General features: G+C 40.3%; 31 protein-coding genes. 19 read left to right on the forward strand and 12 right to left on the reverse strand.

The features are described 5' to 3' along the window. Positions 1–11: 11 nt before the first annotated feature. Entirely contained in the window at positions 12–479 is a 468-nt protein-coding gene (locus R9C00_11505; protein WPO38078.1) for a hypothetical protein, read from the reverse strand. Between the two features lie 264 nt (positions 480–743). Between R9C00_11505 and R9C00_11510 the strand changes: the two genes are divergently transcribed. Next, positions 744–1376 (forward strand): hypothetical protein, encoded by a 633-nt coding sequence (locus tag R9C00_11510; protein ID WPO38079.1) that lies wholly within the window; start codon positions 744–746, stop codon positions 1374–1376. An 85-nt stretch (positions 1377–1461) separates the two neighbouring features. Continuing rightward, positions 1462–2124 carry a phosphoribosylanthranilate isomerase gene (locus tag R9C00_11515; protein ID WPO38080.1) on the forward strand — a complete coding sequence of 221 codons (663 nt, stop codon included), beginning with the start codon at positions 1462–1464 and terminating at the stop codon, positions 2122–2124. Between the two features lie 10 nt (positions 2125–2134). Here R9C00_11515 and R9C00_11520 read toward each other — a convergent pair whose 3' ends face one another. Next, the gene (locus R9C00_11520) at positions 2135–2869 is read right to left on the reverse strand and encodes an OmpA family protein (protein ID WPO38081.1); all 735 of its coding nucleotides are present in this window, start codon (positions 2867–2869) and stop codon (positions 2135–2137) included. Between the two features lie 493 nt (positions 2870–3362). On the opposite strand from R9C00_11520, the gene pyrH reads away from it, so the two are divergent. The 3 genes from pyrH (at position 3363) to R9C00_11535 (ending at position 5259) form a co-directional block, all read left to right on the forward strand. Further along, positions 3363–4067, forward strand: coding sequence for a UMP kinase (gene pyrH, locus R9C00_11525; protein WPO38082.1), 705 nt, complete (start codon positions 3363–3365; stop codon positions 4065–4067). A 259-nt stretch (positions 4068–4326) separates the two neighbouring features. After that, complete coding sequence (frr, locus tag R9C00_11530) at positions 4327–4890, forward strand: ribosome recycling factor (GenBank protein ID WPO38083.1); 564 nt, start codon at positions 4327–4329, stop codon at positions 4888–4890. An 81-nt stretch (positions 4891–4971) separates the two neighbouring features. After that, positions 4972–5259 carry a hypothetical protein gene (locus R9C00_11535; protein ID WPO38084.1) on the forward strand — a complete coding sequence of 96 codons (288 nt, stop codon included), beginning with the start codon at positions 4972–4974 and terminating at the stop codon, positions 5257–5259. Between the two features lie 100 nt (positions 5260–5359). Here the strand turns inward: R9C00_11535 and hemE are convergent, their stop codons facing one another. Then, a complete protein-coding gene (gene hemE / locus R9C00_11540; GenBank protein ID WPO38085.1) occupies positions 5360–6391 on the reverse strand; it encodes a uroporphyrinogen decarboxylase in 1032 nt (343 codons plus the stop codon). A gap of 290 nt (positions 6392–6681) precedes the next feature. Here hemE and R9C00_11545 point away from each other — a divergent pair, with 290 nt between their 5' ends. Continuing rightward, complete coding sequence (locus R9C00_11545; GenBank protein ID WPO38086.1) at positions 6682–7851, forward strand: hypothetical protein; 1170 nt, start codon at positions 6682–6684, stop codon at positions 7849–7851. Positions 7852–7897: 46 nt separating this feature from the next. Here R9C00_11545 and R9C00_11550 read toward each other — a convergent pair whose 3' ends face one another. After that, a complete protein-coding gene (locus tag R9C00_11550) occupies positions 7898–8326 on the reverse strand; it encodes a hypothetical protein (GenBank protein WPO38087.1) in 429 nt (142 codons plus the stop codon). A 291-nt stretch (positions 8327–8617) separates the two neighbouring features. Continuing rightward, positions 8618–9031 (reverse strand): hypothetical protein, encoded by a 414-nt coding sequence (locus R9C00_11555; protein WPO38088.1) that lies wholly within the window; start codon positions 9029–9031, stop codon positions 8618–8620. Positions 9032–9375: 344 nt separating this feature from the next. Here R9C00_11555 and R9C00_11560 point away from each other — a divergent pair, with 344 nt between their 5' ends. Together R9C00_11560 and R9C00_11565 are read left to right on the forward strand one after the other, a co-directional pair. Further along, the gene (locus R9C00_11560; protein ID WPO38089.1) at positions 9376–9648 is read left to right on the forward strand and encodes a hypothetical protein; all 273 of its coding nucleotides are present in this window, start codon (positions 9376–9378) and stop codon (positions 9646–9648) included. A 39-nt stretch (positions 9649–9687) separates the two neighbouring features. Beyond that, on the forward strand, positions 9688–9858 hold the full coding sequence (locus tag R9C00_11565; protein WPO38090.1) for a hypothetical protein: 171 nt from the start codon (positions 9688–9690) through the stop codon (positions 9856–9858). 96 nt (positions 9859–9954) lie between these two features. Here R9C00_11565 and R9C00_11570 read toward each other — a convergent pair whose 3' ends face one another. Then, positions 9955–10437, reverse strand: coding sequence for a thioredoxin fold domain-containing protein (locus tag R9C00_11570; GenBank protein ID WPO38091.1), 483 nt, complete (start codon positions 10435–10437; stop codon positions 9955–9957). Between the two features lie 689 nt (positions 10438–11126). Continuing rightward, a complete protein-coding gene (locus tag R9C00_11575; GenBank protein ID WPO38092.1) occupies positions 11127–11297 on the reverse strand; it encodes a hypothetical protein in 171 nt (56 codons plus the stop codon). 73 nt (positions 11298–11370) lie between these two features. On the opposite strand from R9C00_11575, the gene R9C00_11580 reads away from it, so the two are divergent. Next, complete coding sequence (locus tag R9C00_11580; GenBank protein WPO38093.1) at positions 11371–12378, forward strand: transposase; 1008 nt, start codon at positions 11371–11373, stop codon at positions 12376–12378. 18 nt (positions 12379–12396) lie between these two features. On the opposite strand, the gene R9C00_11585 is transcribed toward R9C00_11580, so the two are convergent. Together R9C00_11585 and R9C00_11590 are read right to left on the reverse strand one after the other, a co-directional pair. After that, positions 12397–12882, reverse strand: a complete 486-nt coding sequence (locus R9C00_11585) for a hypothetical protein (protein ID WPO38094.1) — start codon at positions 12880–12882, stop codon at positions 12397–12399. Next, a complete protein-coding gene (locus R9C00_11590; protein ID WPO38095.1) occupies positions 12861–13130 on the reverse strand; it encodes a hypothetical protein in 270 nt (89 codons plus the stop codon). Before R9C00_11590 ends, R9C00_11585 begins: the two co-directional genes overlap by 22 nt. Positions 13131–13424: 294 nt before the next feature. On the opposite strand from R9C00_11590, the gene R9C00_11595 reads away from it, so the two are divergent. The 6 genes from R9C00_11595 to R9C00_11620 all read left to right on the forward strand — a co-directional run bounded on the left by R9C00_11595 (position 13425) and on the right by R9C00_11620 (position 20388). Further along, the gene (locus tag R9C00_11595) at positions 13425–14021 is read left to right on the forward strand and encodes an HAD-IA family hydrolase (protein ID WPO38096.1); all 597 of its coding nucleotides are present in this window, start codon (positions 13425–13427) and stop codon (positions 14019–14021) included. Beyond that, positions 14002–14490, forward strand: a complete 489-nt coding sequence (locus tag R9C00_11600) for a type I restriction enzyme HsdR N-terminal domain-containing protein (protein WPO38097.1) — start codon at positions 14002–14004, stop codon at positions 14488–14490. Before R9C00_11595 ends, R9C00_11600 begins: the two co-directional genes overlap by 20 nt. Before the next feature lie 215 nt (positions 14491–14705). Next, positions 14706–15311 carry an RNA polymerase sigma-70 factor gene (locus R9C00_11605; GenBank protein WPO38098.1) on the forward strand — a complete coding sequence of 202 codons (606 nt, stop codon included), beginning with the start codon at positions 14706–14708 and terminating at the stop codon, positions 15309–15311. Between the two features lie 426 nt (positions 15312–15737). Continuing rightward, on the forward strand, positions 15738–16766 hold the full coding sequence (locus tag R9C00_11610) for a FecR domain-containing protein (GenBank protein WPO38099.1): 1029 nt from the start codon (positions 15738–15740) through the stop codon (positions 16764–16766). A 28-nt stretch (positions 16767–16794) separates the two neighbouring features. Continuing rightward, positions 16795–17715 carry a carbon-nitrogen hydrolase family protein gene (locus R9C00_11615; GenBank protein WPO38100.1) on the forward strand — a complete coding sequence of 307 codons (921 nt, stop codon included), beginning with the start codon at positions 16795–16797 and terminating at the stop codon, positions 17713–17715. A 630-nt stretch (positions 17716–18345) separates the two neighbouring features. Next, positions 18346–20388, forward strand: coding sequence for an OmpA family protein (locus R9C00_11620; protein ID WPO38101.1), 2043 nt, complete (start codon positions 18346–18348; stop codon positions 20386–20388). 183 nt (positions 20389–20571) lie between these two features. On the opposite strand, the gene R9C00_11625 is transcribed toward R9C00_11620, so the two are convergent. Next, complete coding sequence (locus tag R9C00_11625) at positions 20572–21795, reverse strand: glycoside hydrolase family 88 protein (protein ID WPO38102.1); 1224 nt, start codon at positions 21793–21795, stop codon at positions 20572–20574. Between the two features lie 186 nt (positions 21796–21981). Here R9C00_11625 and R9C00_11630 point away from each other — a divergent pair, with 186 nt between their 5' ends. Then, a complete protein-coding gene (locus tag R9C00_11630) occupies positions 21982–22773 on the forward strand; it encodes a DUF6503 family protein (protein ID WPO38103.1) in 792 nt (263 codons plus the stop codon). Here R9C00_11630 and R9C00_11635 read toward each other — a convergent pair. Then, positions 22757–23278 carry a GNAT family N-acetyltransferase gene (locus R9C00_11635; protein ID WPO38104.1) on the reverse strand — a complete coding sequence of 174 codons (522 nt, stop codon included), beginning with the start codon at positions 23276–23278 and terminating at the stop codon, positions 22757–22759. The two genes, R9C00_11630 and R9C00_11635, sit on opposite strands and share 17 nt — an antisense overlap. Positions 23279–23315: 37 nt before the next feature. On the opposite strand from R9C00_11635, the gene R9C00_11640 reads away from it, so the two are divergent. From R9C00_11640 to R9C00_11650, 3 genes are all read left to right on the forward strand, one after another. Then, positions 23316–23777, forward strand: coding sequence for a hypothetical protein (locus R9C00_11640; GenBank protein ID WPO38105.1), 462 nt, complete (start codon positions 23316–23318; stop codon positions 23775–23777). Positions 23778–23937: 160 nt separating this feature from the next. Then, positions 23938–24411: a CYTH domain-containing protein gene (locus tag R9C00_11645; GenBank protein WPO38106.1), complete on the forward strand. Its 474-nt coding sequence runs from the start codon at positions 23938–23940 to the stop codon at positions 24409–24411. Positions 24412–24503: 92 nt separating this feature from the next. Next, positions 24504–25193, forward strand: coding sequence for a class I SAM-dependent methyltransferase (locus R9C00_11650; protein ID WPO38107.1), 690 nt, complete (start codon positions 24504–24506; stop codon positions 25191–25193). Positions 25194–25197: 4 nt separating this feature from the next. Here the strand turns inward: R9C00_11650 and rsgA are convergent, their stop codons facing one another. Continuing rightward, a complete protein-coding gene (gene rsgA, locus R9C00_11655; protein ID WPO38108.1) occupies positions 25198–26265 on the reverse strand; it encodes a ribosome small subunit-dependent GTPase A in 1068 nt (355 codons plus the stop codon). Positions 26266–26278: the final 13 nt, after the last annotated feature.

Consider the following 26278-nt stretch of genomic DNA (forward strand, 5'->3'; position numbering starts at 1 on the left):
TGGTCAGGTCATTAATTACTTGATACAAAAGGAATGTTTTTGTAGAGTTCGGAAAGAACCGATGTAGTCAAAAAATCTTCTATTTGCATAAAACGAATTGCAGTTTTTGGAGATATTTCCTTGCTAATTCTCTTATAGTACGTCTTGTCTATTTTTAATCGAAGTTTATCAAGCTCAAAACCTTCTTCTACTATCGCATCTATTGCTTCGGGTGTAAGGCTTTCATGCATCGAGTTATATCGTTTGATGTTGCTCACCCTTCTGTCTATCAGTATTTTGCTATCAGCTTCGTAGTCTTTGTATATTACCCAAAATTTCTTTGATTCTGCTTCTGGGAGGTCAATATATTCCTTTACAATGCTTCTTTTTTCCTTTTGGAATACATCTTTGATTATATCGAGGTCTTGGGAGGTTACTTGGGCAAAAGCCGAAGAGATGGTAATTAAGAGCGTACCAATAAAAATTAGTAGACAGTTCATGATTGAATTGTTTTAGTGTTAGAATGAACATGTAAAATATAAAACTAGAACCAAAAAGAAAACAGAAGGTTGGGTAGGGGGAAAGAAGTGAAGGTAAGTTGTTGATATGTAATGTTATATCCTCAAAAAAATAATTTAATGAAGTGAAATGGTATTTTACCAAACAAAAAAGGGCGCTATCCAGTACATATTCATAGGGAGGAGCTTGAGTTTTGACCTATGTATTTTTTAGATTTAACTTCTTAGCACCAAAACGAAATTGACATGGAAAAGAAAGATAAGTTTTTCAACTTGGATAAGTTTAAAGAGGAAATGGAAAAGTTGGAGGAGAAATTTAAAGAAGGTAAAGCAGAGGTTCACAAAGAGTTCAAGAAGCAAAGAGATAACATAGCAGAATTTGTAAAAGAGGCCGAAGAAGACGCTAAAAAAGTTGGGAAGGATGGAAGCGAGCGTTTGGAGCAACTCAAGAAAGAGGTGATGGAGTTGCTAGAACTATTGGAGACAGATTTTGATATAGCTTATGATAAATTTGGGGACAATCCTAAAAAAGTAACTTCATCGCTCAAATCATTTGAAAAAACCTTGAAGAAAATATTTGAGGAAGTGGAAGAAGAAACGGAGAAAGCTCGTGATAAGTTCAAAGAAGATTACCAACGAACCTTGCACAGGTTTGAAATAGAAATGATGATCCAGCAGATCTATTTTGAATTCAATAAGAGAAGAACCAAGGAAGAATACGATGAATGGAAAAATGAGATGCAATCGAACCTTAAGGATATTCGGGGAAAACTAGAAAACAGGGCAAAGGAAACTGAAGAAAAGTTTGACCGATTTAACGATGAAATGGCTGAGGCGTATGTTCATATCAAAAAAGCATTCCGTAATTTGTTTTCATAAGTGAAACATTACTTTCTTTAGAGCCCCTTACATCAATTAGATTTAAGTGGTTTATTTTATTTAAACCACTTTTTAGCGAATAGTTATGAAACCAGTAAGAAAACCTAGGGTGAAAATTTGCTGCATTAGCAGTGTAGAAGAAGCTCAGTTGGCAATTGATGCAGGAGCTTCTGCTTTGGGGCTGGTAGCCCATATGCCGAGTGGCCCTGGAGTTATCGAAGATGAGCTTATTCGGGAAATCGCCCTCTTTGCCCCGCCACCCATTGCTACTTTTTTACTAACAAGCAGAACTGATGCGAAAGGTATTATAGACCACCAGCGGGTTACGGGTGCTACAACTATCCAGTTGGTTGATGAACTAAAAACGGGTAGTTATGCCCAGATCAAGAAAGCATTACCAGGAATCAATATTGTCCAAGTGATTCATGTGATGGGAGAGGAGTCGATAGAAGAAGCGTTAAAAATCAGCAAAAGTGTTGATGCTGTGTTGTTGGATTCGGGAAACCCTAACTTGGCAGTGAAAGAGTTAGGAGGAACTGGAAGGGTACATAATTGGGAGGTGAGTAAGAAAATTCGAGAGCAGTTGGAGATACCGATGTTTTTGGCAGGAGGACTAAAACCTGAGAATGTAGAAAGTGCTATTGAAGCCGTGAGTCCTTTTGGGTTGGATCTGTGCAGTGGAGTTCGCACAAGTGGTAAATTGGATGCTTCAAAACTCAATGCTTTTTTTGAAGCAGTGCAGCGCTAGTTTTTTGGTGTCATTCTATAAAAGCAATAACCTTTATTTCTGTTCGCCTATTGATAGAATGTTCTGAAGAGGAGCATCTTACTCCGTTGGTGCAAGAGTTTATGGGTTGGGTCTCTCCATACCCACGGGCTTGCAATCTTAATTTGCTAATGCCTTTGTTTATAAGGTAGTTTACCGATGCCTGCGCTCGCTGTTGGCTGAGTTCAAGGTTATACGCATCGTCTCCTCTGGAATCCGTATGGCAACCGATTTCCATCACGACATCTCGGTTTTTCGCCATTACCCTAAATATTCGGTCCAGCTCTAGCTTCGATTCATCCGAAAAGTTGATTTCATTAGGTGCAAAGCTTATTTTGAGAGGGTAGCTATTTCCTAGAGCCATTGGTAAAAGGGCAATATTGATCTCCACTTTTTCGTCATTCTCTCTTCCAATAGTTGATAGGGTAAAAATCTCGGAGTGGAAATGTCTTTGTTTGAAACCAATCACGCTAAACACCGATTCTGCTATAATCTTGGTAGAAAAATAGCCCGATTCATCAGTTGTGATTTCTTTGGAAAAATCATTTCTGATGTTGGTGACCAAAATACTGGCATCTTCTATAGGCAACCCTGAAATGATATCTACCACCTTTCCCCTAAGCTCAAAAGCCTTTGGTGCTTTAGGTTTTTCACTGGCATGCGCAGTATAAGCTCCCAAAATGGAGAGTAGTAAAAGCAGGTGTCGAGTCGATAATTTACCAATCATGGTCAATTAGGTTTTAGATTGAATAGTATGCATTTGCTAGTGAGTTTACAAAATACTATCAAACATATGGTTTATGACAAATGTCAATAGCTATTTGAAGAAGTTTTTGTAAGTTGAAGTCAATCGTTAGTGAGCAGGGATATTAAGGATTTGCCTTGTTTTGAGAGGCAAATATACATAAGTGCTAATAGATGGACACAGGAAATAAAGGTTAAGTAGGATAAGGTATTCAAAAAAACATTACTAAATACGTAAGATTTTATTGAAGTATTTGCATCATTTAAGTTAATGAATCTATATGGTAAACAGGAAATTTGAGTTTTATTGGAGCAAATTGCTTTTTTTTGAACCATAATTCAGAGCTAGGGCTGAAAAAGTAGATGTAAGAATTTACAAATAGTTGAATGATAAATTGTTTAGGCTTCTGACTTACAAAGAATGAAATGTAGTTTCTATTTTATATAAATTTGCGAAACCCTTATATAAGTTATCTATGAAATACAAAAGAATCCTTTTAAAACTCAGCGGAGAGGCTCTTATGGGCAACCAAAATTATGGTATTGATCCCGAAAGACTTGAAATTTATTCAAACGAAATTAAGAAAGTAGTAGATGAGGGGCTTGAGCTTGCTATCGTAATAGGAGGAGGAAATATCTTCCGAGGCATTCAAGCAGGCAAGGCAGGCATCGACAGGGTGCAAGGAGACTACATGGGCATGTTGGCAACGCTCATCAATGGTATGGCTTTGCAAAGCGCCCTTGAAAACAAAGGTATTTATACTCGTTTGATGTCGGGTATTCCAGTAGACAGAGTGTGTGAGCCTTTTATCAAAAGAAGGGCTGTTCGGCACTTGGAAAAAGGCAGGGTAGTGATTTTTGGTGCAGGAACTGGAAACCCATTTTTCACAACTGACTCTGCGGCAAGTCTTAGAGCTATAGAAGTTGAGGCAGATGTAGTGTTAAAAGGCACTCGTGTAGATGGTGTGTATACTGCTGATCCTGAGAAAGATCCTGACGCAGAAAGATTCTCTACTATTACTTTCCAAGAGGTGTATGAAAAAGGATTGAACGTAATGGACATGACTGCTTTTACCCTTTGTATGGAAAACAAATTGCCGATTATCGTATTTGATATGAATAAGCCAGGTAACCTTCACAACCTCATAAAAGGCGAAGAAGTAGGTACCTTGATTTCTTAATATCATACGTAAATTATACAGCCGGCTTATTCGGTGTTCAAAAAATTGGGCAGTGTCACTTGATGATACTGCCTTTTTTATTTACCTTTCAATTTGGATATGGAATTGGGTACAACCCACACAAAATTTGGGTTTTTGCCATTTTTTCAAAAATAAACTCTTTGTGATTCAATGTGTTGTGCCAGTAGCTATCCAATGTTATTGTATCCAATCATCGATGCTTTAACTTTGTAAGAGTAATTAATAAAAAACATACGTCATGGAAGAAATTGAATTATACTTGGAAGATGCTAAAGAGCACATGGAAAAGGCGATAGCGCATTTGATGACCGAACTGTCAAAAATCAGAGCAGGCAAGGCTATGCCATCTATGCTTGATGGGCTTATGGTTGATTATTACGGATCACCTACGCCAATTGCTCAAGTAGCTTCTATAAACACTCCCGATGCGAGGTCTTTAGTCATAAAGCCTTGGGAAAAAAATATGCTTGTTGAAATAGAGAAAGCTATCCAGAATAGCGACTTAGGTCTTTCTCCTCAAAACGATGGCGAAATTATTCGCTTGAATATTCCCGTTCTTACCGAAGAAAGACGCTTGGGTTTGGTAAAGCAAGCGAAAGGAGAAGCAGAACATGGAAGGATTAGCATCAGAAATATTAGAAAAGATGCAAACGACAGCCTTAAAAAGCTTTTGAAGGACGGCGGTGCTTCTGAAGATGAGATAAAAGGAGCTGAAGGTCAAGTTCAAGACCTTACAGACAAATATGTAAAACAAGTTGATGAAATAGTTGGTGATAAAGAAGCTGACATCATGAAGGTATAATCACCTGAGCATCGACAATAGATTTATAAATTTCCACCCAGAAGAGCTTAGGTTTTTCTGGGTGTTTTTTCTTGAAAAAACATGACACTTTCAGAATTTAAAGACTCATTGGCGGAAAGCAAGCCGCCTACTGGTCTCTCTGTAGCATTGGAAGCACTTTGGTGGGACGGGAAAGGAGATTGGCACAAAGCCCATGACTACACCAACGATCCGGGAGCAGGGACTAATGGCGATTGGGTTCATGCATATTTGCACCGAAAAGAAGGTGATGAATGGAATGCTTCTTATTGGTATTCGAGGGCAGGAAAATCCAAGCCAGTTGTTTCTCTGGAAGAAGAGTGGGAGACAATGGTTGAAAAATTACTTTAAGGAAAGTTATTGCCAATAATAAAAATTATTTGCCGAGTTCTGAAATTTAAAAAGCCCCAACTACTAATGCTTCAATGCAAATGATAGTTGGGGCAATGTGTTACTTTGAGCTGTATTCTTTTACTGTTTCAATAAATACTTTTACTTTTTGAAAGTCAGTATCTGGATATACGCCGTGCCCGAGGTTGGCAATGTGGCGTTGTGAACCAAAAGCGTCCAGCATTTTTTTCGTTTGTTTCACTATTTCCTCATTTTCTGCATAAAGAACACAAGGGTCTAGGTTGCCTTGCAAGGTTTTGTTTCCACCCACTTGCTGGCGAGCTTGTTGGATGTCCATGTTCCAGTCTAAGCCTATTGTTTGGCAGTCGAGCTTACCAAAAGCTTCTAGCGAGAAATAAGCTCCTTTGGCAAAAACAGTTACAGGAACTTCGTCAATAGCATCGCAAATTTGCTTGATGTAGGGAAGGGAAAATGCCTCATAATGCGCTGGTGGTAAAATCCCTGCCCAAGAATCAAAAACCTGAACAAGATCGGCTCCTACTTCAATTTGTGCTTTTAAGTATTCGATGGTGCTATCGGTGATGAGCTGCAAAAGTTGGTGAGCCATTTTTGGGTCTTGGTAAAGCATCCTCCTCGCTTTAGAAAACGTTTTTGAACCAGAACCTTCTACCATGTAGCAGAAAATAGTGAAAGGCGCACCTGCAAAACCAATAAGAGGAACTCGTCCATCAAGCTCTTTTTTTACGATTTTTATAGCTTCTAGTACATAGCCCAAATCCGATTTGGCATCGGCTTTTTTTAGTTTGGCAAGCTCTGCTTTGGTATTGATCGTAGCGGGGAAATATGGTCCTTTCTTTTCTACCATTTCATATGGCAAGCCCATTGCTTCTGGGATTACCAAAATATCTGAAAAGATGATTGCTGCGTCCACGTTTAAGATATCAACGGGCTGAAGAGTGACCTCGGCTGCCAATTCGGGAGTTGTGGCAAGCTCTATAAAACCCGATAGCTTTGATCTCACCGCCCTGTATTCTGGCAAAATTCGACCAGCTTGGCGCATTAGCCACACAGGTGTACGCTCCGTTTCCAGTCCTTTGGCAGCTCTTATCAATAAGTCGTTTTGCAATGACATTTTATCTTATTTCTATTTTTTTGAGTAAAATTCTGTCGTTTTTCTTCCAAAGCCGCAGTGACTATTGTAATCGGCTTTCATCAAATAAGCCTGCAATTTTACAAAAACCTTTTGATAATGCAGTAGAGAAAAGAGAGTGGTGGGTAGGGGATCTAGTTTAGGTTTCCTGCATTCCTTTTGATTTTTTATGTACTTTTACGCCTTTAAAAATTGCCATGAGGAGGTGATTGCCAACTTTTTGAAACCAATTGGTTGGATTAATTTTTTGAACTCAATTGAAAAATAACCACATGAAATTAGTTGAGGTAAACGATAAAAAAAGTACCCAAGAATTCTTAATGCTTCCTGTTCGACTTTATAAGGAGAGTGAGTATTGGATAAGACCTCTTGACAAAGATGTGCATGCTGTGTTTGATCCTGCAAAAAACAAAAGTTTCAGGCATGGTGAATGTATTCGTTGGATATTGCAAGGTGAAGGTGGAAAAACGATAGGAAGGGTAGCGGCTTTTTACAATAAAAAATCGCTGAACAAGGACAACGACCAGCCTACAGGTGGCATGGGCTTTTTTGAGTGTGAGGATGACAAAGAAGCAGCCTTTATGCTTTTTGATGCTTGTAAAAAGTGGTTGGAAACCAAAGGTGTTGAAGCGATGGATGGGCCTATTAACTTTGGAGAGAGGGATAGGTGGTGGGGGCTTTTGGTAGATGGGTTTGACTACGAGCCTAATTATACCTGTAATTACCATCACCCTTATTACCAGCAGTTGTTCGAAGAATATGGATTTCAATTGTATTTCAGGCAGTTTACCTATGCCAGAAAAGTGCTAGACCCTCTTTCTCCTAAGCTATCTCGAAAAGCTGCTATAGTGGCACAAGATAAGAGTTATACTTTCGAACATATTCGGTTGAAAAATTTGGCAAAATATTCGGAGGATTTTAGGGAGATTTATAACAAAGCTTGGGCTGCACACCCAGGTGTTCCTAAAATGTCGTCTTTGCAGGCCAATAGTATCATTACGCAGCTCAAACCGATCATGAATGAAAAGATTTTATGGTTTGGGTATTATGATAATCAGCCTATTGCCTTTTTCTTGATTTTGCCAGAGGTGAACCAAATTTTCAAACATGTAAATGGTAAGTTGGACTTAATAGGCAAATTGAAATTCCTATACCACAAATGGCGTAAGACTACCAAGAAGATCATCGGGATTGTATTTGGGGTTGTGCCAGAGTTCCAAGGCAAAGGAGTAGATGGCGCTATCATTATGGAAATGAGAAAAGTAGTGCAAGATGACTATCCGATTTACGAAGACTTTGAAATGAACTGGATAGGAGATTTCAACCCTAAAATGCTTAATGTAGTAGAACAAGTAGGAGGGTTTGTTTCCAAAACACATATCACATACCGCTACCTCTTCGATAGGACAAAGCCATTCAAACGGATGCCGATTAAAGAGTGAGATAAATAATAAAAAAAGGTCCGTCCAATTGGACGGACCTTGTACTTTAGAGCTTGTGATTTGAAAGAAGCCAAGCGTCTGCCTTGTCTTTAGTGTCAAAAAATTGTAGATATTCAATTCCAGTCCGTTCCGAATTATTGTAAATAAAATTGGAATAGTATTTATCAAAAGCGTCTTTCTCCATTACTATGGCTACTTTTTTTAGTCCGTAGCTTACAGCTCTAGGTATAATCTCTTCTTGTAGCCACAAAGAAAGCTCATCATCTATCACATCGTTGTTTTTGATGCCAGATAGCCAGTTGGCTAGCCTATATTCCTTGAGTAACTCCAAGCCTTTATAACTTACAGATTTGTAATCTTCTTTGTCTGCATTTTTCGTCCACATTAATTCGAGCGTGCATGTTTCCGGATTTAGGTAAATCTTGGCTTTCTTCGATTCAAATAGTAGTTCGCTTTGACTTTGAGTGGTTTTCATTTTGTTGGGGCGTGATTTATGAATTACAAGAATTTACAGGTAAAGCTAGTAGCTAACTCAAAATAAAAACATGAGGAATTGCATATAAAAAGAACCACATCTGTTGGGATGCGGTTCTCTTATTTTCCAATATATCGAATTAAAGTTGTAGGATGTGTTTAAGACTCATCTATTTCACTACGAACATCCACCTATAGGTTCTCCCTTCATTTTTTTCTTTCGTGGGAAATCAAAAGCAGTCTTCCGCCGCAGTGAATGTTTTCACTTGAAAACCTGAACTTCAAACATTCTTTAAGCTAATGCTTTATCCTTCTCCATAATCCATTTTTGTGCTTTTTCTAGCGAATCAAAGTGCTCCATGAATTTTATTCCTCCGTCAGTAACATCCTTTTTGATATTATTGACATAGAATTTTTTGAAAACATCTGGATCCATTACTATGGCTATTCTTTTTAAGCCCAATTCAATAGCTTTTGGAATGATTTCAGTTTTTAGCCATACAGAGAGGTCTGTTCCTATTACCCCTTCATTCCTGATATCAGAGATCCAACTGTTTGCATTATTCACTCTAATATGTGTCAGGCCTTGGGTAAAAAGATGTTTGTATGTGTCTGCATCGGCTACTTTTAGCCAAGTTAATAAAATAGCATTTGTGTTAGGTAAATAGTGCAATGTCGCTCTTTCAGTTTCGATTAAAAGTTTCATATAATGTGTGCTTTTTTATTATATAGTGTTTAGTTCCAAATTGAATGAGTACGATTAAATACTGATTTCTTAGGGTAAAACGCTTATTAACAGGTTTGTATATCTATAAAGTATGTTGGCGGCATTATTTTTTACCCGCAAACATTCCCGATGTGATTATTTATGTTTTTGTACACTTTTATCTCTGTTTAAATTGCAGGCTACTAGTGTTCTAATGCTCATCTCACCTTTTTTTTAAGCTTTTAAGTGACGTAGTTTACTTGTTTTTTGAAGCCATATAAATCACAAACTGCTCTTAGCCCTTCACCAACTACTATTTAATCTAACTTATACTAAATACTATCATGAAGAAGATTCTGAAACTCTTACTTTTCGTTGCCATCGGGCTGGTTGTGCTTGTGGTGGGTTTTCTGGGGTACATTGCCATTTCGGGGATCCCTTCTTATGAGCCCCAAGAAGTGGCTTTCACACCTACTCATACTCCCGGCCAGGTAGCTAAAGGAGCAAAACTTGCTAATATGGTTTGTGCTCCTTGCCATCGTAATATATCGAGTGTGGTGCTTACGGGTAGGTTGGTAGAAGACATAGATCCTGTTTTTGGAGAAATGTATTCTTAAAACATTGCCCAAGACCTAACTGTGTAGATTGGTAACTGGTTGGGTGGAGACCTGGTCTTGTTTATCAAAACTGGTCTGCGACCTGATGGAACGTTGCTCGCTTATCCGATGATGCCCTATACCCAGCTTACCGATGAAGAGGCGAAAGCTATTTTTGCCTATATCAAAACTGTTCCTGTGATAGAAAATAAAGTAGTTGTAAGGCCTTAGTTGTTTATACTAAGTTAGTTGTGAAGGATACAAAGCAAAAAAAAGCACGGGATATTAATCCCGTGCTCGTTGGTCTAATTGTTAAATAGAGAACTCTTATTCCTCTAGGTTTCTTTCCAGTTCTTTCAAGAACGGTTTTGCTTTTTTATAGCCAGGAGAGGGGTTTGTGGTTTCCAAGTCTTTTTCAATGAATACGATAGTAGGGTAGCCCCTTACGCCCAATGCACCGGCCATTTGGCTTTCGGTAATGCTCTCCCCTCTAAAGAAAAAGCTTTTTTCGCTTTCGGCATTTAGCTTTACAGCATAATAATTTTTGTTTACATAGCTAGCCACTTCCGCATCACTAAAAGTGTTTTTGTCCATCAGCTTGCAATAGCCACACCAGTCGGTGTAGACATCTACCATAAGTTTCCTTGGCTCTTTTTCCATTTTGACCAACGCTTCTTCCATGCTTAGCCACTGGATTACCTCCTTAGGCTTTTCGGTTGGTTCTGTGGAAATCGGGCTGGTTGTAAAAGACATGCCCACTGCAAGAAGAAAAGAAAGGGCAAAAACTGTGGAGATTCTTTTTGAGATCATATTAGATTATTTTGTTAAGTTGAAAGTAGTATAGGGTTTTGGTTGCCCTAGTTGTGTTCTAACGCAAAAAAGTAAAAATGTGTCCTGTTTTGAGTAGGAATAATACATCAACCTTGCCAAAGTTGTTCCCCAATGACGGAATCCGTGCCCTTATTTGGGGATACTCCGTAGCATCGACCTTCTAGACCGATAAAGCCATGGCACAAGCCCCTACTGAATTTGAAAGAGAACGAACAGTTATTTTAGAAGTGAGGCACTAGCGAGTGAGTACTAGGAAATGGTAACCCCGTCGTGGTGGTTTGGGACGCCCACGACGATGGGCAGGTGCGGGCAAAGCGTCGGGGGCGTAAAAAAAACGACCCCGACGGGTACGGCTCTTGCTGAGCGATAGGGTCGCTTGGAGCGCCCCATCGTTTTTCTTGCGCCCGAACTAACGCCGTTACTCTTTTTAGAGCAGCAAAGCTTTATAACCCCAAAGAACGCTCATCCATCCAACAACCCTTACTTGACGCTAGCAAGTAACGGCGTTAGTTGGTTTTAGACAACCCCGATGGGCAAATAGGAAACCGGGCAACGGCCAGCCCCAAAAACCAAAAACGCCCCGCCAAAAGGTGACGGGACGTTTCGATGGTTGCATTTTTGTTTTTACTTGCTACCCTTGTTTGGGACGAGCGGATGCTCCGACCACCTTAGATTTGTGCAGTTGTATTATTCGAAGGATTGTGTTTAATTGGAAAACCTTGATTTCCTTTTGGCCAAGGGGGGCATGGGCGACTCAACTCCGACCATGAATAAGATTCATCCCACTGCTGGATGCCCGTGTCCCCTCCCGTGCCCAGGCCTGTATAAGAGTTTGTCACCGTTAAGGTTATTAGGATACGGCCCAGGTTCTTAACCTCCAGATTTTTGTCCAACATAAAAATACGGATAACCATGGGATTTAAAAACTTTATCGGCATCGACATCAGCAAAGACACCATCGACCTGGCCCTCCTGACCAGCCACGGCGAGCTCATCGACCTCAAATGGGACAACGACGGGAAAGCCCTGGGCAAAGGGCTCAAGTCCCTGTTCAGGGAGCACGGGCTAGGCAAAGAAGACACCTTGCTATGTGCCGAGCACACAGGACAGTTCGGCAACAAGCTGATGGAAGTGTCCCTGGACCTGGGGCTTTGCCTCTGGATGGAATCACCTTATTCCATCTCCCGCTCGCAGGGAATGACAAGGGGAAAGGACGACAAGGTGGATGCCGAGAGGATCGCCGGCTATGCCAAGCGGTTCGCCGACAAGGCAAGATTGGTAAAGCCTACACCCAAGACTATCAATAAGTTAAAGCTTTTGTCCTCTGAGCGGGAACTTGCCATGAAGGATCTCTCGAAATACAAAGGGCAGCTAAAACAGGAGAAAGGGTTTCTGGACAAAGAGTATTTCAAGGAAAAAGAAAAGAGGGTGAAGAAGCTCATCGCCCTCTATAAAAAAACGGTCGAGGAGATAGAGGAACAGATAGCCCAGTTGATAGAGGACGACCCGGACATCAAGGACAGTTTCGACAAGATCGTCTCCGTGGAGGGCGTGGGAAAGCAGACGGCCATCGCCACGATAGTGGCCACGGAAAACTTCCAGAAATTTGACGACCCCAAGAAGTTTGCCTGCCACATCGGCTGCGCCCCGTTCAGGTACGTGTCGGGCAGCAGCATCCGCTCACGCAACAAGGTCTCGCAAAAAGCCAACAAGGACCTGAAGAAAATATTCCACATGGCGGCACTCTCCACCCTGAGGACAAAGGGGGAGCTGCGAAAATATTACGACCGCAAAGTGGAGGAGGGCAAGCACAAGATGTCCGTCATAAACGCCATCCGGTCAAAGCTCGTCCACCGCATCTTTGCGGTCATTAACCAAAACAGGAAATATGAAAAAATTTATACGCATTCCCTTGTTTAAACCATAAGAGTAGTGAGTTTATTGACAATCACAAAAAGGAATTGCAACCATCAACCACTTTTCTCTTTTTTTTAACGGTTTTCTCAAGTTGCTATGCATACCTGACATTTTATCTAAATAGAAACTTTTTTTCACTTTTACAATTACAAAGTGATTAGGTTTGTATTTAAATTCATTTACATAGTGCTGCCCTTTCATATATGGATCACGAAATTTGCAGCAAGCATCTATTCCTGAAATTAAGCCTGAACCATATAGATATTTAAAAATACTATCACTACCTTTTTCAAGGTCATCAACAGATATACAATAATTAACTACACCTTCCTTTCTTTTATAATATGAAAAAACTGCAGGATTATGCATTTCTATTGTATCAATTAAAACAATGTTTTCAGAAAAGTCATAATCTTGTTTTTTTAATACTAATTCACGCTTACATGTAGGTAAAATAAATAGCAAGCACGCACATAAAGTGAAAATTACTTTACTTTTCCTTTCCATAATCTTTGTGGTTGTCCATTTTTTCTTGTGGGGATATGGTTATGCACATCAAAACCAAATGAATATTTATACGAATCTGCGGAATAATCTCCAGTAAAGCTGCTTCTATTTACTTCTTTGAGCTTACCCCTCTCAGCATGATTACCCCACCTTGGCTGCATTGGCTTGGCTACAAACCTAGCTGCCGCCTTTCCGCAAACCAAAAATATCCTCAAAAAGTCAGCATGAAAACCCAAAACGCTTGCCATAAGAGTAATTATGACGTGGTATTTTGATTTTTGTATGTTTGGTGGGCAGTGTAGGCTGGTATAATAGGTGCTAGATTCCGCAACAAGTGAGGAATAACGGAATTCGTACCTATCTGATTTTTACCAAGGGGAGCAAAAGCTGTGTTGGACAGGGCTTTCCCTTTTTCCATCAAAATTTCTTATTGTGTTCAACTTGAACAGGTTAGGGTAAACCTTGGGTGAAGCTTAGGTGGCGGGGAAGGTCTTGTTTTGTAAATGAAGTATATTCGCAGCTTAATTTTAAAAATTGATACGATGATACAAGCTGACCCGAATGCTAAAGCGTTCATTTTCGATATGGACGGAACTATGGCCGACACGATGCCTACCCATTTTGTGGCCTGGACTCAAACTGCCGACAAATACGGTTTCAAGTTCCCCGAAAATTTGTTCTACGATTGGGGAGGCGTGCCTTCCGATGTGATTTTGGAAAGGTTGAAAAAGGAATATGCGCTTGATTTTGATGTGAAAGAAGCGGAAGAATTCAAAGAAAATGCTTTTTTGGAATTGGCAACAGATGTGCAGCCAATAGAGGAAGTGACGGATTTGGTGAAGCACTTGCACGGCAACTTCCCCATAGCTTGCGGCACGGGCAGCATAAAAGAAACTGCCAACTTGATTTTGAAGGCAATTGGGATGGATTCTTATTTTGATATTGTTATCACTGCCGATGATATTGAGAGGGCAAAACCGTTTCCCGATATGTTTTTGAAATGCGCGGAACTGATGGGGGTAGCCCCAAAAGACTGCCAAGTATTTGAAGATGGCGGGGCTGGCTTGGAAGCTGGCGAAGCAGCAGGCATGATCGTGACAGATGTGAAACCTCATTTGTATGGAAAAAAAGCAAACTGATCATAAATTAAACCTCCCACTTTTCGAGCCTCAGTTAAAATCGGAAGGCGGGGAGTCTTTTATTTTTGACCCTATACGACGGAAATTTGTGAAGCTTGAGCCCGAGGAATGGGTAAGGCAGCATTTTGTACACTTACTGCTGGGCAAAGATTACCCAAGAGGGCTTTTTGCCGTGGAGCGAGGGCATAAGCAGAACAAAAGGCAAAAGCGAACGGACATATTGGTGCACGATCGCTCGGGAAATGCCCTGATGCTGGTGGAATGCAAAGCACCTAAAGTGCCTATAAATAAAACCGTTCTCCAGCAAGCCCTTTTTTATAACCAAACGCACTGCGCACCGTTTTTGGGAATAAGCAATGGGTTAGTGCATTTCTTTTTTTATCTGGACAAAAAAAGAGGCAATACCGAACAGCTTTCAACATTGCCAAATTTTGAAGAGGCACTTCAAATGGCTTCCGCTATTGGTTGATTTACACACTTTCTTTTTACCGTTTTTCTAGCCTCTTGACCGATCGACATTTTTTTTTGTAGTTTTAGCATGAGAGGCGAACTATTTCTAATAAGCACCGTAAATTTCGGGGAGCATTTTTTAGCCTTTTTAAAAATTGAGTAGGCCTTGAGTGCTTACAAGATATTCTCAAATGCTTTTTACGAAGATAAAATAATTTTTGGGCTGACACTTATATGCCAAATACTTTGAGGGAAATTACAGATCAGCAGATTCTTGATGGCCTTGCCAATGACGAAAAAAAAGTCTTCGATTATCTTTTCGATAGATATTACGTAGAAATTTGTCGCCATTCTTTTCGCTTTACCGGACTTGAAGAAATATCCGAAGAAATTGCCCAAGATATATTTGTATACCTATGGGAGAAAAGAAAAGAGATTTCTATCAATACCTCGCTCAAAGCCTACCTTTACAAAGCAGCTGGAAACCGCTCGCTCAACTATATAAAAAGCCAACATGCCAGGCAGAAGTTTGAAGATGTAGATACTAGTTTCAATCCACTCACGGTGAGCCATACATCGAGCGATTCGGATCTTAATTACGAAGAGTTAAAGTCTATCGTGCAAAAAGGTGTAGCTTCTTTGCCCGATCGCTGCAGAGCTATTTTTAGCCTAAGCCGGAATGCGGGGCTTACGTATGCCGAAATTGCGAAAGAATTAGAAATTTCACCTAAAACGGTTGAAGTGCAGATGGGGATCGCCCTCAAGAAACTCCGAGAGTTTATGGGAGGTCATTGGGAAGCTATCTGCCTATTCATTTCAATTTTTTTTCACCCATTTTAGGGGTATAAGATTTTAACCTTGTCTTAACTCTAGGAAAACTATGTCTGAGGAAATAAAATCCTTAAATGAGCCTATATTGGTATTAAACACATATTAAATTGAACTTTTCCATAAAAGTGCTTAAATTGATAACCAACTCTTTTACTAGTTTCTGTTAGAGTGGGTTGCCTGCCGTGGTAAGGGTAAATTAAAAAGGGTGTTTGAGCGCTGGTTTTAGGCTTGGAGGACAGTTTTTTTGACAAAACAAAGAACTATGAATATATTTCCAAATTCTTTTGAACAAAGCGTTGGTCTGAGTAATAGATTTGGGCTCTTTGGCAAACTTAAGAGTTTAGGTCGATGTAGAAATCCGGAACTACTTATTACGCTTACATATATTCTTAGGATATTAACTAATTATCAACCGGTTACGCAAACACCACAATTATGAATAACTGGGAACTACTGGCAAAATATATCAGCGAAGAGTGTACTATAGCCGAAGTGGTGCAGGTACATGAATGGCTGAAAGAAAACCCCGAACAAGAAGCTTTTCTTGATAGGGCAAGGCAAACTTGGCACATGTCGGCGTTGGATGTGGAGGCATTTCGCCCCGACTTAGCAGCAGCTCGAGTAAAGGTAAATATGAGGATCAGTAATAACGGCAGCTTTACTCCAAGTAGTACTGTTACCACATCTCAACCTGCCCAAACTACCAACCATGTATTTCTTTTCAGACGGGTAGCCGCTGCTGTTTTGGTCGGCTTTTTTCTTTCTTATCTTATCTATTTCTTTGTAGCCGATTTTGCCCCAACAGATAGAATGCTGACAAAAGTGACCAGAGCAGGCGAAAAAGCGGAAGTGATACTGGCTGATGGTACGCATGTTTGGCTCAACGAAAAAGCATCTTTCAAATATCCTGAAGAGTTTAATGCTAAAAACAGGGAAGTGTTCCTTGAAGGCGAGGCCTATTTTGATGTGGAAAGAGATGAAGCTAGCCCATTTTTTATCTATGCGGGAAATACCATCACCCAAGTATTGGGTACAAGTTTTAGTGTGACGAGCAAAAAAGACGGTGAAGTTGTGGTAGACGTAGTAGAAGGAAGCGTGTTGTTTTATGAAGAAGAAAGTGAAGAGAAAGGGGTGGTATTGATAGAAGGGGAGCAAGCGGTATTGAAACCAGAAGTATCCCAAATAGTGAAGTCAAAATCTGCGGACCCTAATCGCCAGACTTGGCATACAGGCGTATTGCAGTTTAAAAATATGCCACTGGCTCAGGTTGTCGATATCCTAACGGATTTTTACGGTCAAGAAATAGAGATTGGAGATGATGCAATAAAAAATTGCCATTACAATGCTACGTTTGATAACCAAACGCTAGAGGATGTATTGGAAGTGATGGAGCTGAGTATTGCAGGTTTAGAAGTGAAAAAAGAAGAAGGGAAAATATTGTTGACAGGGAAAGGATGTTTCTAAAAGGGTATAGATAGAAATTGTTTTAAAAATGAAGGTAAAAGTAGGGTTGGTTCAAGACAGCCCTTTGTTTTTTGATAAGGAGCAGACGCTCCAAAAAGTAGAGCAGCTTGCAGCCGATGCCCAGGCAATGGGCTGCCAATTAGTTGTATTCCCCGAATCTTTTGTTCCAGGCTATCCAAGAGGCTTTTCCTTTGGTACAAAAGTAGGAAGTCGCTCACAAGCTGGCAGAGAACTTTTTGCCGAATATCACGCTAATAGCTTTGATCTTGCATCTACCGATCTTCCCCGCCTAGAAAAGCTCGCCAAATCCTTGAATATTTACTTAGTAATTGGAATAACGGAAAAACAGGCTGGAAATGGGACGCTGTATTGCTCCATACTCTACCTCTCGCCCAAAACAGGTCTACTTGGAGTTCATAGGAAAATAAAGCCTACGGGTTTAGAAAGGATTGTTTGGGGAGAAGCCTCAGGTGAATCGTTGGTTACTTATAATACTTCTATAGGGAAACTCGGAGGATTAATTTGCTGGGAAAACTACATGCCCCTCGCCCGGATGGCTATGTATCAAAAGGGGGTGGAAATCTACATTGCTCCCACAGCAGATGCAAGGGATAACTGGACGGCAACCATGAAACATATAGCTTTAGAAGGTCGCTGCTTTGTATTGGGCTGTAACCAGTATTTTACCAAACAGATGTACCCTAAAAGATTTCAGGAGCTAGTTACAGATGAGCCCGAGGAAATATGTAAAGGCGGAAGTGTCATTGTAAATCCAATGGGAGAAGTGCTAGCAGGGGCAGTTTTTGGCAAATCGGAAATTCTGACTGCTGAGCTAGATTTGTCGGAAATCACAAAAGCTAAACTAGATTTTGATCCTATAGGACACTATGCTCGGAATGATATTTTTGAGTTTAGTGTTAATGGTCAACCTGAAATGGGAGGAGAGTAAGCAAGATCTATCGAAGATGTAAGTATTTACGCCGAAAAGTACGTTTTGGCGTATGTAAAAATACTTATCTTTACTAAAAGTTACTTAGGTGTATAGCAAGTGTTAATTCAGGGTTTTCTTGTTTTGTTTTGAAGTGTTTTTGATATAATACCTCTAAATACTTCTTTAAATAAAGTTTTGCCTTGTTTTAATCTGTCTTGTTTACCTTGACAATGGTTTTCTCATTAACTACAAATGATATGCAAGGTTGGTAAATCATACTTCCAAATCTTAATACATCCTAATATATAGCCCTTGTAATATTATTAATGAAATATTGTCTTTATTTTCGTACTGATAATAAACTGAAACTCTTGGAAGGGATTTGAAAACAGTCGCTTCCTTAAATTGACAAAACCATAATCCAACCAAAGTTTAAGCTTTCAATAAAAGGCAAAACCTAAACTTGAAAGTTTGAATGTCTTACTATCTACATGGAGTCGATAATTGATTTTTCAATAAACAACTTAAGAAGGGTAATCCCAACTTAAAGAAGAAAATAACTAACACGGGTGTGGTTGCAAACCAGTTGAGAGGTTGCCCGCAAAAGCACTTGTAACATTTGTAAGGTAGAAGATAAATAATTGAATCATGACAAAAAAAGTTTTACTCTTCCTTTCGGCAGTATTTATGAGTATGCTGACCGTTTCTGCCCAAGATATTCAGTGGGCTAATGAAGTACTCGATTTCTCTTCGGAGTTGCATAATGTGGAATTTGCTGCTAACCAAGCATTGGGCAAACCAAATGTATATCCAGCAGGAGAAGAAAATCCAAATGCTTGGGTTCCTAGTAGGGACAACAAGAAGGATTTTGTTAAAGTGGGGTTTGCTAACCCGATGAAAATTAGGCAAGTAGCTGTGGCGGAGTCTTTCAATGCAGGCACCACCTACAAAATCGAGCTTTTTGATGCTTCGGGTCAAAAAAGAGATACCTATGAGTTTGAAACTATTCTCGCTGGTTTTTCAAGAATGAAAACAGTGCAGTTTAACATGACTGACTACGAGGTAGCTGCTGTAAAAGTATATGTTGATAGCAAAGCGGTACCAGGTTTTACGGCTATCGATGCTATTGGTATTACTGCTTCAGAAGAACCATTTGATATGTTGCCAGATGTTCATGAAGATGTAGAGCAAAACTTGTTGGTAGAAAGGCTTGGTAGGAATATAAATAGCTCTTTTGCTGACTTCAGACCAATTGTTTCTCCTGATAAAAAGAAATTGTATTTCAGTAGAAAAAACCACCCTCAGAACTACGGAGGTATTAAAGATTTGGAAGATATCTGGTATTCTGATTGGGATGAAAACGAAAAAACATGGGGCATAGCTAAGAATTTGGGTCAACCACTCAACAACTTGGGCCCTAATTATATAAGCTGCTTCACGCCAGACGGCGAGTCTATGGGTATTGTACTTGGAAATGCTTATAAAAATAATGAGCAAATGAAGTTTGGTATCTCTATAGCTTGGAAAGAAGGAGATACTTGGGGCGAACCTGAGAAGTTGAATATTGATAAGTTTAACAACTTCTCTGATAAAGCAAACTTCTTCATGGCCAACAACCGCAAGGTGATGATTATCTCTATGGAGCAATCTGATTCTAAAGGTGAAAGAGACTTATATGTTAGTTTCTTGGCAGATGACAATGTATGGAGTAAGCCTCAAAGAATGGGTGATATGTTGAATACTATCACAGATGAAAGTGGTCCTTTCTTAGCTGCGGATGACAAGACATTGTACTTCTCTTCTGCTGGATTTAGCGGATTCGGAAAAAGTGATATTTACGTTACAAAGCGTTTGGACGATACTTGGTTGAACTGGTCTGAGCCTAAAAACTTGGGCGAAAGAGTGAATTCAAAAGAAGACGACTTGTTCTTCCATATGTTGCCAAAAGGCGAAGAAGCATACTTCACTCGCTCGGTTGAGTACAGCGATTATGATATCTTTAGAGTTCCAATGCCGATTTTCTTCAAACCAAGCCCTGTTGCAACTATCAACGGTAAGATTTTCAATAGCGCAACTGGTGAGCCAATGAGGGCAAAAGTGATTTATGAAACTATTCCTGAGGGTAAAGAAGTTGGTTATACTTACTCTAACGCTGTGACTGGAGAATACACTATTATGTTGCCAGAGGGCGAAAAATATGCATACCGTGCCGAGGTGGAAGGGATGTTTGTAGGAAGTCAAACTATCGATTTGAGCAACTTGAACAAGAATGTTGAGTATACTCATGATTTGGCTATGATGCCTAACTTCAAAGAGAATATGAAGTTACCAGTAGAAAAAGTGTTTTATGGTAAAAATGCGATCACTATTCCTGCTGACAAAATCAATGACTTGGAGGCGATAATTGAAAAGCTTAGAAACGACCCTGAGTTAAGCCTTACTATCAAAGGTCATACAGATGCTGACGGTAGTAAATTGGAAAACATAGAAGTATCTAAGCAAAGAGCTAAAGCAATTGTTGACTATTTGATCCATAAAGGTATAGAAGAATCAAGGTTAGACTGGATGGGAGTTGGAGCGAGTGAGCCTTTGGCAAGTAACCTCGATGAGCGAGAAGGCAAAGAGTTGAACAGAAGAGTTGAGTTGAAGATGGAGAGAGAGGTTAACACTATGGCAGTTTTGCATAAGTAAAAAAAGAATATTTGGTTTAATTGTTAATATATCACTCATTATTAGAGTTCTGCTCTTTCTGATGTTTTACAAAGTATTGAGAGCTTTGCCTATTTGGGCAAAGCTTTTTTTTTGCGAAAGCCCTTCGCATCTAAAGCTGAGTCTTTAGAGCAAAGGGCTTTCATTCATTGCCAAAAAATAGCATTACATTGCCTTTTTCAGTCTATGCAATGCTTCAAGGTAATAATAGTCGGCATAGTTCAAAGGAACATCAATCTCTTTGTCGCCAGGCAGGTTACCAGTTGAGTGCTTCAATAAAAAGAAATTGTTGGTGCCGGGTTCGGCAGCATATTCTGGAGAAGCCAATGATTTCACTATATCCTTAGCGAAGTCAAAGTAGACTTTGCTACTTGTGTCCTCAACCAACGTACTTAAGTTGATAAGTGCTGAAGCTATAAGTGCTCCGGCAGAAGCATCACGAGGAGCATTAGGAATGTCTGGCGCATCAAAATCCCAATAAGGAACTTTGTCTTCTGGCATTCTTGGATGGTTCATTAGGTAAGCCGCTATTTTTTTTGCGTGTTCCAAAAAGCGTTCGTCACCTGTTTCTTCGTAGCACAAAGTAAAGCCATAAAGACCCCATGCTTGGCCCCTAGCCCAAGCCGAATCGTCGCTGAATCCCTGATGGGTATTTCGGTTCCGAACCGAACCATCTTCAGGATAATAGTCAATTACATGGTAGCAGCTCATATCCTCTCGGTAATGATTTGCCATAGTAGTAAGAGCATGAGTTGTTGCTATGTGGCTAAATGTTGTGTCCCCAGTCTCCTTTGCCGCCCAGTAGAGAAGTTCTAGGTTCATCATATTATCCACAATTACAGGGTATTCCCAGCCCTCTCTGGCTCCCCAGTCCCAAGATTTTATGCAGCCAACCGTGGGGTCAAACCTTGTGCTGAGTGTTTTTGCAGTTTGTATCATAACAGGCTTATAGTCCTCCTTGCCTGCAACTCTAAGACCTTCACCATAACTGCAATAAACCATGAATCCAGTATCATGGGTTCTGTCATTGTGTTGGTTTTCTTCTAGAGCCTCGGTTCTTTTTTCAGCTTCGGCTTTAAGTGCCTCGTTGTTCGATTGCTCGTACGATAGCCAAAGTGTGCCTGGGAAAAAACCACTTGTCCAGTCGTTCCATTTCACCAACTGTACTTTTCCGTCTTTCTCATTGGTTCGGGGGAAAAGAGTTGGGTCTGGATAATTTTTCACCGCAAGCAAAAGTTGTTCTTCTGCCTGTGCAAAAGCGCCATCAATGCTGAACTGCCAAGTTTCAGCCGGTGGTGCTACTTCCTGAGCCTCCTCTTTTTTTTGTTCACAACTTAATGCGCCAAAAATGAAGAGCAAAATGATTGATTTTCTAAATAACATTTTCATAAAATTTAGGTGGTATGTTTAATTACCCTCAAATCTTGCGAAAAAAGTCCAAAATCACCCTAAATAAAGGCGTCGAAATCTGTATGAATTGGGGGGATTAGAAGAAAAATCAATGTTTTAATAAATTTTTGAAATCATTTTCCCCTTTTAGAAGTTTGTATTTGAATGAAATTTAAACCCTATAAAATGAATAGAATCAATCTTACATTAATTATTTCAGCCCTCTTTTTTGCTGTTTCTTGTGGAAATGAGCAGAAGCCTGCCACCGAAAAAACAGAAGAAAAAGTCTTGTCCGAAGCAGAGGCTTTGGTCAATAAGTCTATTGAGGCTCATGGTATGGAAGGGCTGGTCAAATCAACGGTAAACTTCGATTTCAGAGGGAGAAATTATATAGCTGAGCGTAACGAAGGCTTTTATGTCTATTCTCGGATTTTTGAAGATTCGTTGGGGAGAAGGGTAGAAGATGTGCTAAGCAATAAAGGGTTTGAGCGTACGGTAGGCGGGGAAAAGGTAGAAGTGCCAGAAGAGAAAGCTGCAGCATATAGCAATTCTATAAATTCAGTCATCTATTTTGCCCTTTTGCCCTACTTTTTGAACGATGCGGCAGCTATGAAGGAAAAGATTGGCGAAGGCACAATCAAAGGAGAGGCTTACCACAAAATAAAAGTAACTTTCCAGCAAGATGGTGGGGGAAAAGACTTTGATGACCAGTATGTTTATTGGATTCACAAAGAAAAAAATACCGTGGATTACCTAGCTTATAACTATCAAGTAAATGGGGGAGGAGCAAGGTTCAGAGAAGCGTATAACATACGATCAGTTAATGGTGTGCGCTTCGCAGATTACATCAATTACAAGCCCAAAAGTGGTTCTATGGAGGTTCAGAAATTCGATTCACTTTTTGAAAGTGGTGAACTGGAAGAACTATCAAGGATAGATAGCGAAAATGTAAAAGTGGAATTTACGAACGCAACCTAGCGTACATTTTTACATTTAAGTAAATACCATCTTTTATTACATAGTCTTTGAGCATGCCCTCGTAGGTGAAGCCAGCTTTTTCGAGCACTTTGCCTGATGCGGGGTTATGCTCATAAACTGTTGCTTGAAGCCTGTGAAGTAGTTTTCTTTCTTCAAACAATTGTTCGCAGAGCACACAAATAGCATCGGTCATAATGCCCTGCCCCCTATAGTTTTTACCTAGCCAATACCCAATTTCATTGCGGTGGCTATTATAAGGATCTGGTTGCTCCACGCCTATCACACCAATAAGCTCCTTAGAGCTCTTAAAGCGAATAGCCCAGTGCCGTTGGATCAGCATTTTTTCTTGAGTATCTTTTATATAGCTAAGAAAATCTTCTGCATTTTCTTCTGTGTAGGGGTAGGGGATTCTTAAGGTATTATTGTATATTTCCTTGTCGCTCAGAAGCTGCACAAGTGTAGCCTTGTCTGAAGGAAGAATTTCAGTGAGCTTTATTTTCTTCATCAATTTTTTATTAAGAAAACCAACTAATAGCATACCAATGAAAACAGAAGAAGTTCGACAGTATTTATCAAAACTACGAATTATTTATGTCGCATTGGCTATAGGGCAGCTTATATTTATGGCATTGTCCGCTTTTATGGTCAATAATTCAGGACCGTTGGTGCCAGACCTTGAACCGATCAACTATGTGGCCCTTGCTTTTGCTGTAGGGGTTTTGCTTGTGCATAAGGGTCTGATGGATAAGTTCAATAAAAAAGCAAGAGAAAAAAAAGTGCTTTTGGAAAAACTGGAAGCGTACCAATCAACCTTTATAATTGGCTGTGCCCTGATAGAAGGCAGTAACTTTCTGAATACCATTGCCTATTTGCTGACAGGGCATTGGCTTGGGTTGGTTTTATTTGCCGGGCTGATGTTGTTTTTCATGCGTCTAAAACCTACTCCAGTTCGAATAGCTGAAGACCTTGAGCTTTCACGAGAAGAGGCGTCTTATTTGGCATGATATTCTTCTGACGTTGCCTTAATAGCCCTAAGGAGCTTTGCTATTTAAAATTTGTTTGAGCGGTTTGTCTAACAAGAATAATACAGCTATTTTGCCATGAAAATCTTGGTGGAATAGCTGTTTCTTGCGCCAAGAAATTGGAAGATAAAACCTGAAATCAGTGCCAACCGAAATCGAAAGAAAATTTGTCATCGAAACCATACCCTCAGAGCTAAAAGCAGAGAAGGGAATTGAAATAAGACAATCGTACATCGCTATAGAGCCTATGGGCAAGGAAGTGCGATTAAGACAAAGCGGAGAAAAATACTTTTTGACTGTAAAAAGCAGTGGGGCTTTGGTCAGGTCCGAATATGAAATAAGCTTGAGCCAAGTGCAATATGAATCACTTTTGCCCTCAGCTTGCTCTGGTGTTATATGTAAAACGAGGTATTGGGCGTTGGGAAACGGCAAAGAGATATCGGTTGATATTTTCCATGAGCAACTAGCGGGTTTGGTAATAGCCGAAGTAGAGTTTTCTTCTATTGAGGATAGTGTTGAGTTCGAGCCTCCAAGTTGGTTTGGAAGAGAAGTGACCGATGACCCATCCTACAAAAACAAGTACTTGGCTCAGGATGGGATTCCTACGCTGGATTAATGCTTCCTATTAAACAAATAAAACAATTTGGGCAGCAAAGTGTCAATAACCATGAGTGTTGTTGACATTTTTTTGTGTAAAAGTTTATGAATATGAAAAGCCCAATAGACCCCAATCGAGATCAGTTATATGCTTTTTCAAAAGGAGAAAAGTTTGAAGGAGAAGAAATGAATACTGTCTTCCTCAAAATTTTTGAAGAACGGGGCTGGGATTTGGAGGAGGATGCCGAATCCGTTTCGGGCATCGGCTCTAATAGCGAACAAACTGCCGAGATTGTGAGAAGGTTTCCTAGGTTGTTAGATACATACGGGGTGGAAACATTATTGGACCTGCCCTGCGGGGATTTCAACTGGATGCAAAAGCTCGATTGGTCGGGCAGGAATTACATTGGCGGAGATATAGTCCCACAGATCATTTCTAAAAACAGAACAAAGTTCGACCATCCAAACATAAGGTTTGTAGAGTTGGATTTGACATCATCTGTGCTTCCCAAAGCAGATGTTATCCTTTGCCGAGATTGTTTGGTCCATTTGTCATTTGCCGATATCCATAAAGCCCTTGCGAATATCAAGAGATCTGAGCTGACCTACCTGCTTATCACCACTTTCCCTGAGCAACCATTCAATAAGGATATTGTTACTGGAGGTTGGCGACCCCTGAACTTCGAGCTTGCTCCCTTTCACTTCCCAAAGCCTCTTGCCCTTATCAATGAGAAATGCACCGAACTAGGCGATACATTTAGGGATAAAAGCCTAGGGCTATGGAAGGTGGCAGATTTATAAAAGTTCAATACTTATTCTTTTTCCGTTCCTTCGAAACAGCCCTATACATTTTCCCAAAAGATTTGTCCCGCTTTCGCTTTTCGGCAACCGTGGCTTGGAAATGGAATTGCTCCCGCTGCATTTTCATATAATTTTCAAAAACAGAGGTATCAAGTTCGTTGTTTTCCAATGCTTCCAACACGGCGCAGCCTTCTTCCTGCTGATGTGTGCAATCCGAATATTTACAGTCTTGGGCAAGTTCTTCTATTTGTTCAAAAGTCTGGCTGATGCCCTCTGCATTGTCCGTCATACCCAATTCTCGCATGCCTGGCGTATCGATCACGATTCCCCCATTGCCCAACACCACTAATTCGCGATGGCTAGTCGTGTGCCTTCCCTTGCTATTGCTGTCGCTTATGTCTCTGGTTTTCAAAATATCAGCTTCGCTCAGCTTATTCACCAACGTAGATTTCCCCACTCCCGAAGAGCCAATGAGGCAATAGGTTTTGCCTGTTTCAATTTTTGCTTTTAGCGAATCCAAGCCTTCTTCGGTCTCGTTGCTGTTCAGTAAAATCGGCACATTTGGAATACGTTCTTCAATGCTTTCCACCATCTCGTCCAGCTCAGTTTTTTCCACCAAATCAATTTTATTTACCAAAATGATAGGAGTGATGCCTGCGCCAAGGCAAATGGTCAAGTATCTTTCCAGTCGGTTGAGGTTGAAGTCTCGGTCGGCAGCCTGTACGATGAAAGCCGTGTCTATGTTTGCTGCGATGATCTGCTTTTCTCCATGTTTGCCCACAGCCTGCCTTTCTAGCAAGGTTTTCCGGGGTAATATCTGATGGATAATTCCCATGCCCCCATCGAAGGGAAGAAATACTACCCAATCGCCAACGGCGGGGAAATCTGAACGCTCTGCGGCAGTGAAGCGCAAGTGGCCGCTAATCTCTCCATCGTATTCATCAGAGCCAGTGTGCAAGGTGTAGCGTTCTTTGTGTTCTTTGGTAACCCTAGCGACTTCGTATGTTTCAAGTCCAGCTTCGCTTCTTGCTTCGGCAAAAAAATCATCAAAGCCTAAATCTTCTAGTTCCATGATCTTCTATTCT

This window comes from Flammeovirgaceae bacterium SG7u.111, assembly GCA_034044135.1.
Lineage (GTDB): Bacteria > Bacteroidota > Bacteroidia > Cytophagales > Flammeovirgaceae.

What these genes read in the sequence shown, in the direction of transcription:
- R9C00_11630 (WPO38103.1), top strand. Translation starts at nt 21,982, where the DNA reads ATGAATAGAATCAATCTTACATTAATTATTTCAGCCCTCTTTTTTGCT.
- R9C00_11570 (WPO38091.1), bottom strand. Translation starts at nt 10,437, where the DNA reads ATGATCTCAAAAAGAATCTCCACAGTTTTTGCCCTTTCTTTTCTTCTT.
- R9C00_11555 (WPO38088.1), bottom strand. Translation starts at nt 9,031, where the DNA reads ATGAAACTTTTAATCGAAACTGAAAGAGCGACATTGCACTATTTACCT.
- R9C00_11580 (WPO38093.1), top strand. Translation starts at nt 11,371, where the DNA reads ATGGGATTTAAAAACTTTATCGGCATCGACATCAGCAAAGACACCATC.
- R9C00_11635 (WPO38104.1), bottom strand. Translation starts at nt 23,278, where the DNA reads ATGAAGAAAATAAAGCTCACTGAAATTCTTCCTTCAGACAAGGCTACA.
- R9C00_11595 (WPO38096.1), top strand. Translation starts at nt 13,425, where the DNA reads ATGATACAAGCTGACCCGAATGCTAAAGCGTTCATTTTCGATATGGAC.
- R9C00_11610 (WPO38099.1), top strand. Translation starts at nt 15,738, where the DNA reads ATGAATAACTGGGAACTACTGGCAAAATATATCAGCGAAGAGTGTACT.
- R9C00_11615 (WPO38100.1), top strand. Translation starts at nt 16,795, where the DNA reads ATGAAGGTAAAAGTAGGGTTGGTTCAAGACAGCCCTTTGTTTTTTGAT.
- R9C00_11515 (WPO38080.1), top strand. Translation starts at nt 1,462, where the DNA reads ATGAAACCAGTAAGAAAACCTAGGGTGAAAATTTGCTGCATTAGCAGT.
- hemE (WPO38085.1), bottom strand. Translation starts at nt 6,391, where the DNA reads ATGTCATTGCAAAACGACTTATTGATAAGAGCTGCCAAAGGACTGGAA.
- R9C00_11545 (WPO38086.1), top strand. Translation starts at nt 6,682, where the DNA reads ATGAAATTAGTTGAGGTAAACGATAAAAAAAGTACCCAAGAATTCTTA.
- R9C00_11535 (WPO38084.1), top strand. Translation starts at nt 4,972, where the DNA reads ATGACACTTTCAGAATTTAAAGACTCATTGGCGGAAAGCAAGCCGCCT.
- frr (WPO38083.1), top strand. Translation starts at nt 4,327, where the DNA reads ATGGAAGAAATTGAATTATACTTGGAAGATGCTAAAGAGCACATGGAA.
- rsgA (WPO38108.1), bottom strand. Translation starts at nt 26,265, where the DNA reads ATGGAACTAGAAGATTTAGGCTTTGATGATTTTTTTGCCGAAGCAAGA.
- R9C00_11560 (WPO38089.1), top strand. Translation starts at nt 9,376, where the DNA reads ATGAAGAAGATTCTGAAACTCTTACTTTTCGTTGCCATCGGGCTGGTT.
- R9C00_11505 (WPO38078.1), bottom strand. Translation starts at nt 479, where the DNA reads ATGAACTGTCTACTAATTTTTATTGGTACGCTCTTAATTACCATCTCT.
- R9C00_11510 (WPO38079.1), top strand. Translation starts at nt 744, where the DNA reads ATGGAAAAGAAAGATAAGTTTTTCAACTTGGATAAGTTTAAAGAGGAA.
- R9C00_11605 (WPO38098.1), top strand. Translation starts at nt 14,706, where the DNA reads ATGCCAAATACTTTGAGGGAAATTACAGATCAGCAGATTCTTGATGGC.
- R9C00_11625 (WPO38102.1), bottom strand. Translation starts at nt 21,795, where the DNA reads ATGAAAATGTTATTTAGAAAATCAATCATTTTGCTCTTCATTTTTGGC.
- R9C00_11650 (WPO38107.1), top strand. Translation starts at nt 24,504, where the DNA reads ATGAAAAGCCCAATAGACCCCAATCGAGATCAGTTATATGCTTTTTCA.
- R9C00_11520 (WPO38081.1), bottom strand. Translation starts at nt 2,869, where the DNA reads ATGATTGGTAAATTATCGACTCGACACCTGCTTTTACTACTCTCCATT.
- R9C00_11600 (WPO38097.1), top strand. Translation starts at nt 14,002, where the DNA reads ATGGAAAAAAAGCAAACTGATCATAAATTAAACCTCCCACTTTTCGAG.
- R9C00_11550 (WPO38087.1), bottom strand. Translation starts at nt 8,326, where the DNA reads ATGAAAACCACTCAAAGTCAAAGCGAACTACTATTTGAATCGAAGAAA.
- R9C00_11620 (WPO38101.1), top strand. Translation starts at nt 18,346, where the DNA reads ATGACAAAAAAAGTTTTACTCTTCCTTTCGGCAGTATTTATGAGTATG.
- pyrH (WPO38082.1), top strand. Translation starts at nt 3,363, where the DNA reads ATGAAATACAAAAGAATCCTTTTAAAACTCAGCGGAGAGGCTCTTATG.
- R9C00_11640 (WPO38105.1), top strand. Translation starts at nt 23,316, where the DNA reads ATGAAAACAGAAGAAGTTCGACAGTATTTATCAAAACTACGAATTATT.
- R9C00_11590 (WPO38095.1), bottom strand. Translation starts at nt 13,130, where the DNA reads ATGGCAAGCGTTTTGGGTTTTCATGCTGACTTTTTGAGGATATTTTTG.
- R9C00_11585 (WPO38094.1), bottom strand. Translation starts at nt 12,882, where the DNA reads ATGGAAAGGAAAAGTAAAGTAATTTTCACTTTATGTGCGTGCTTGCTA.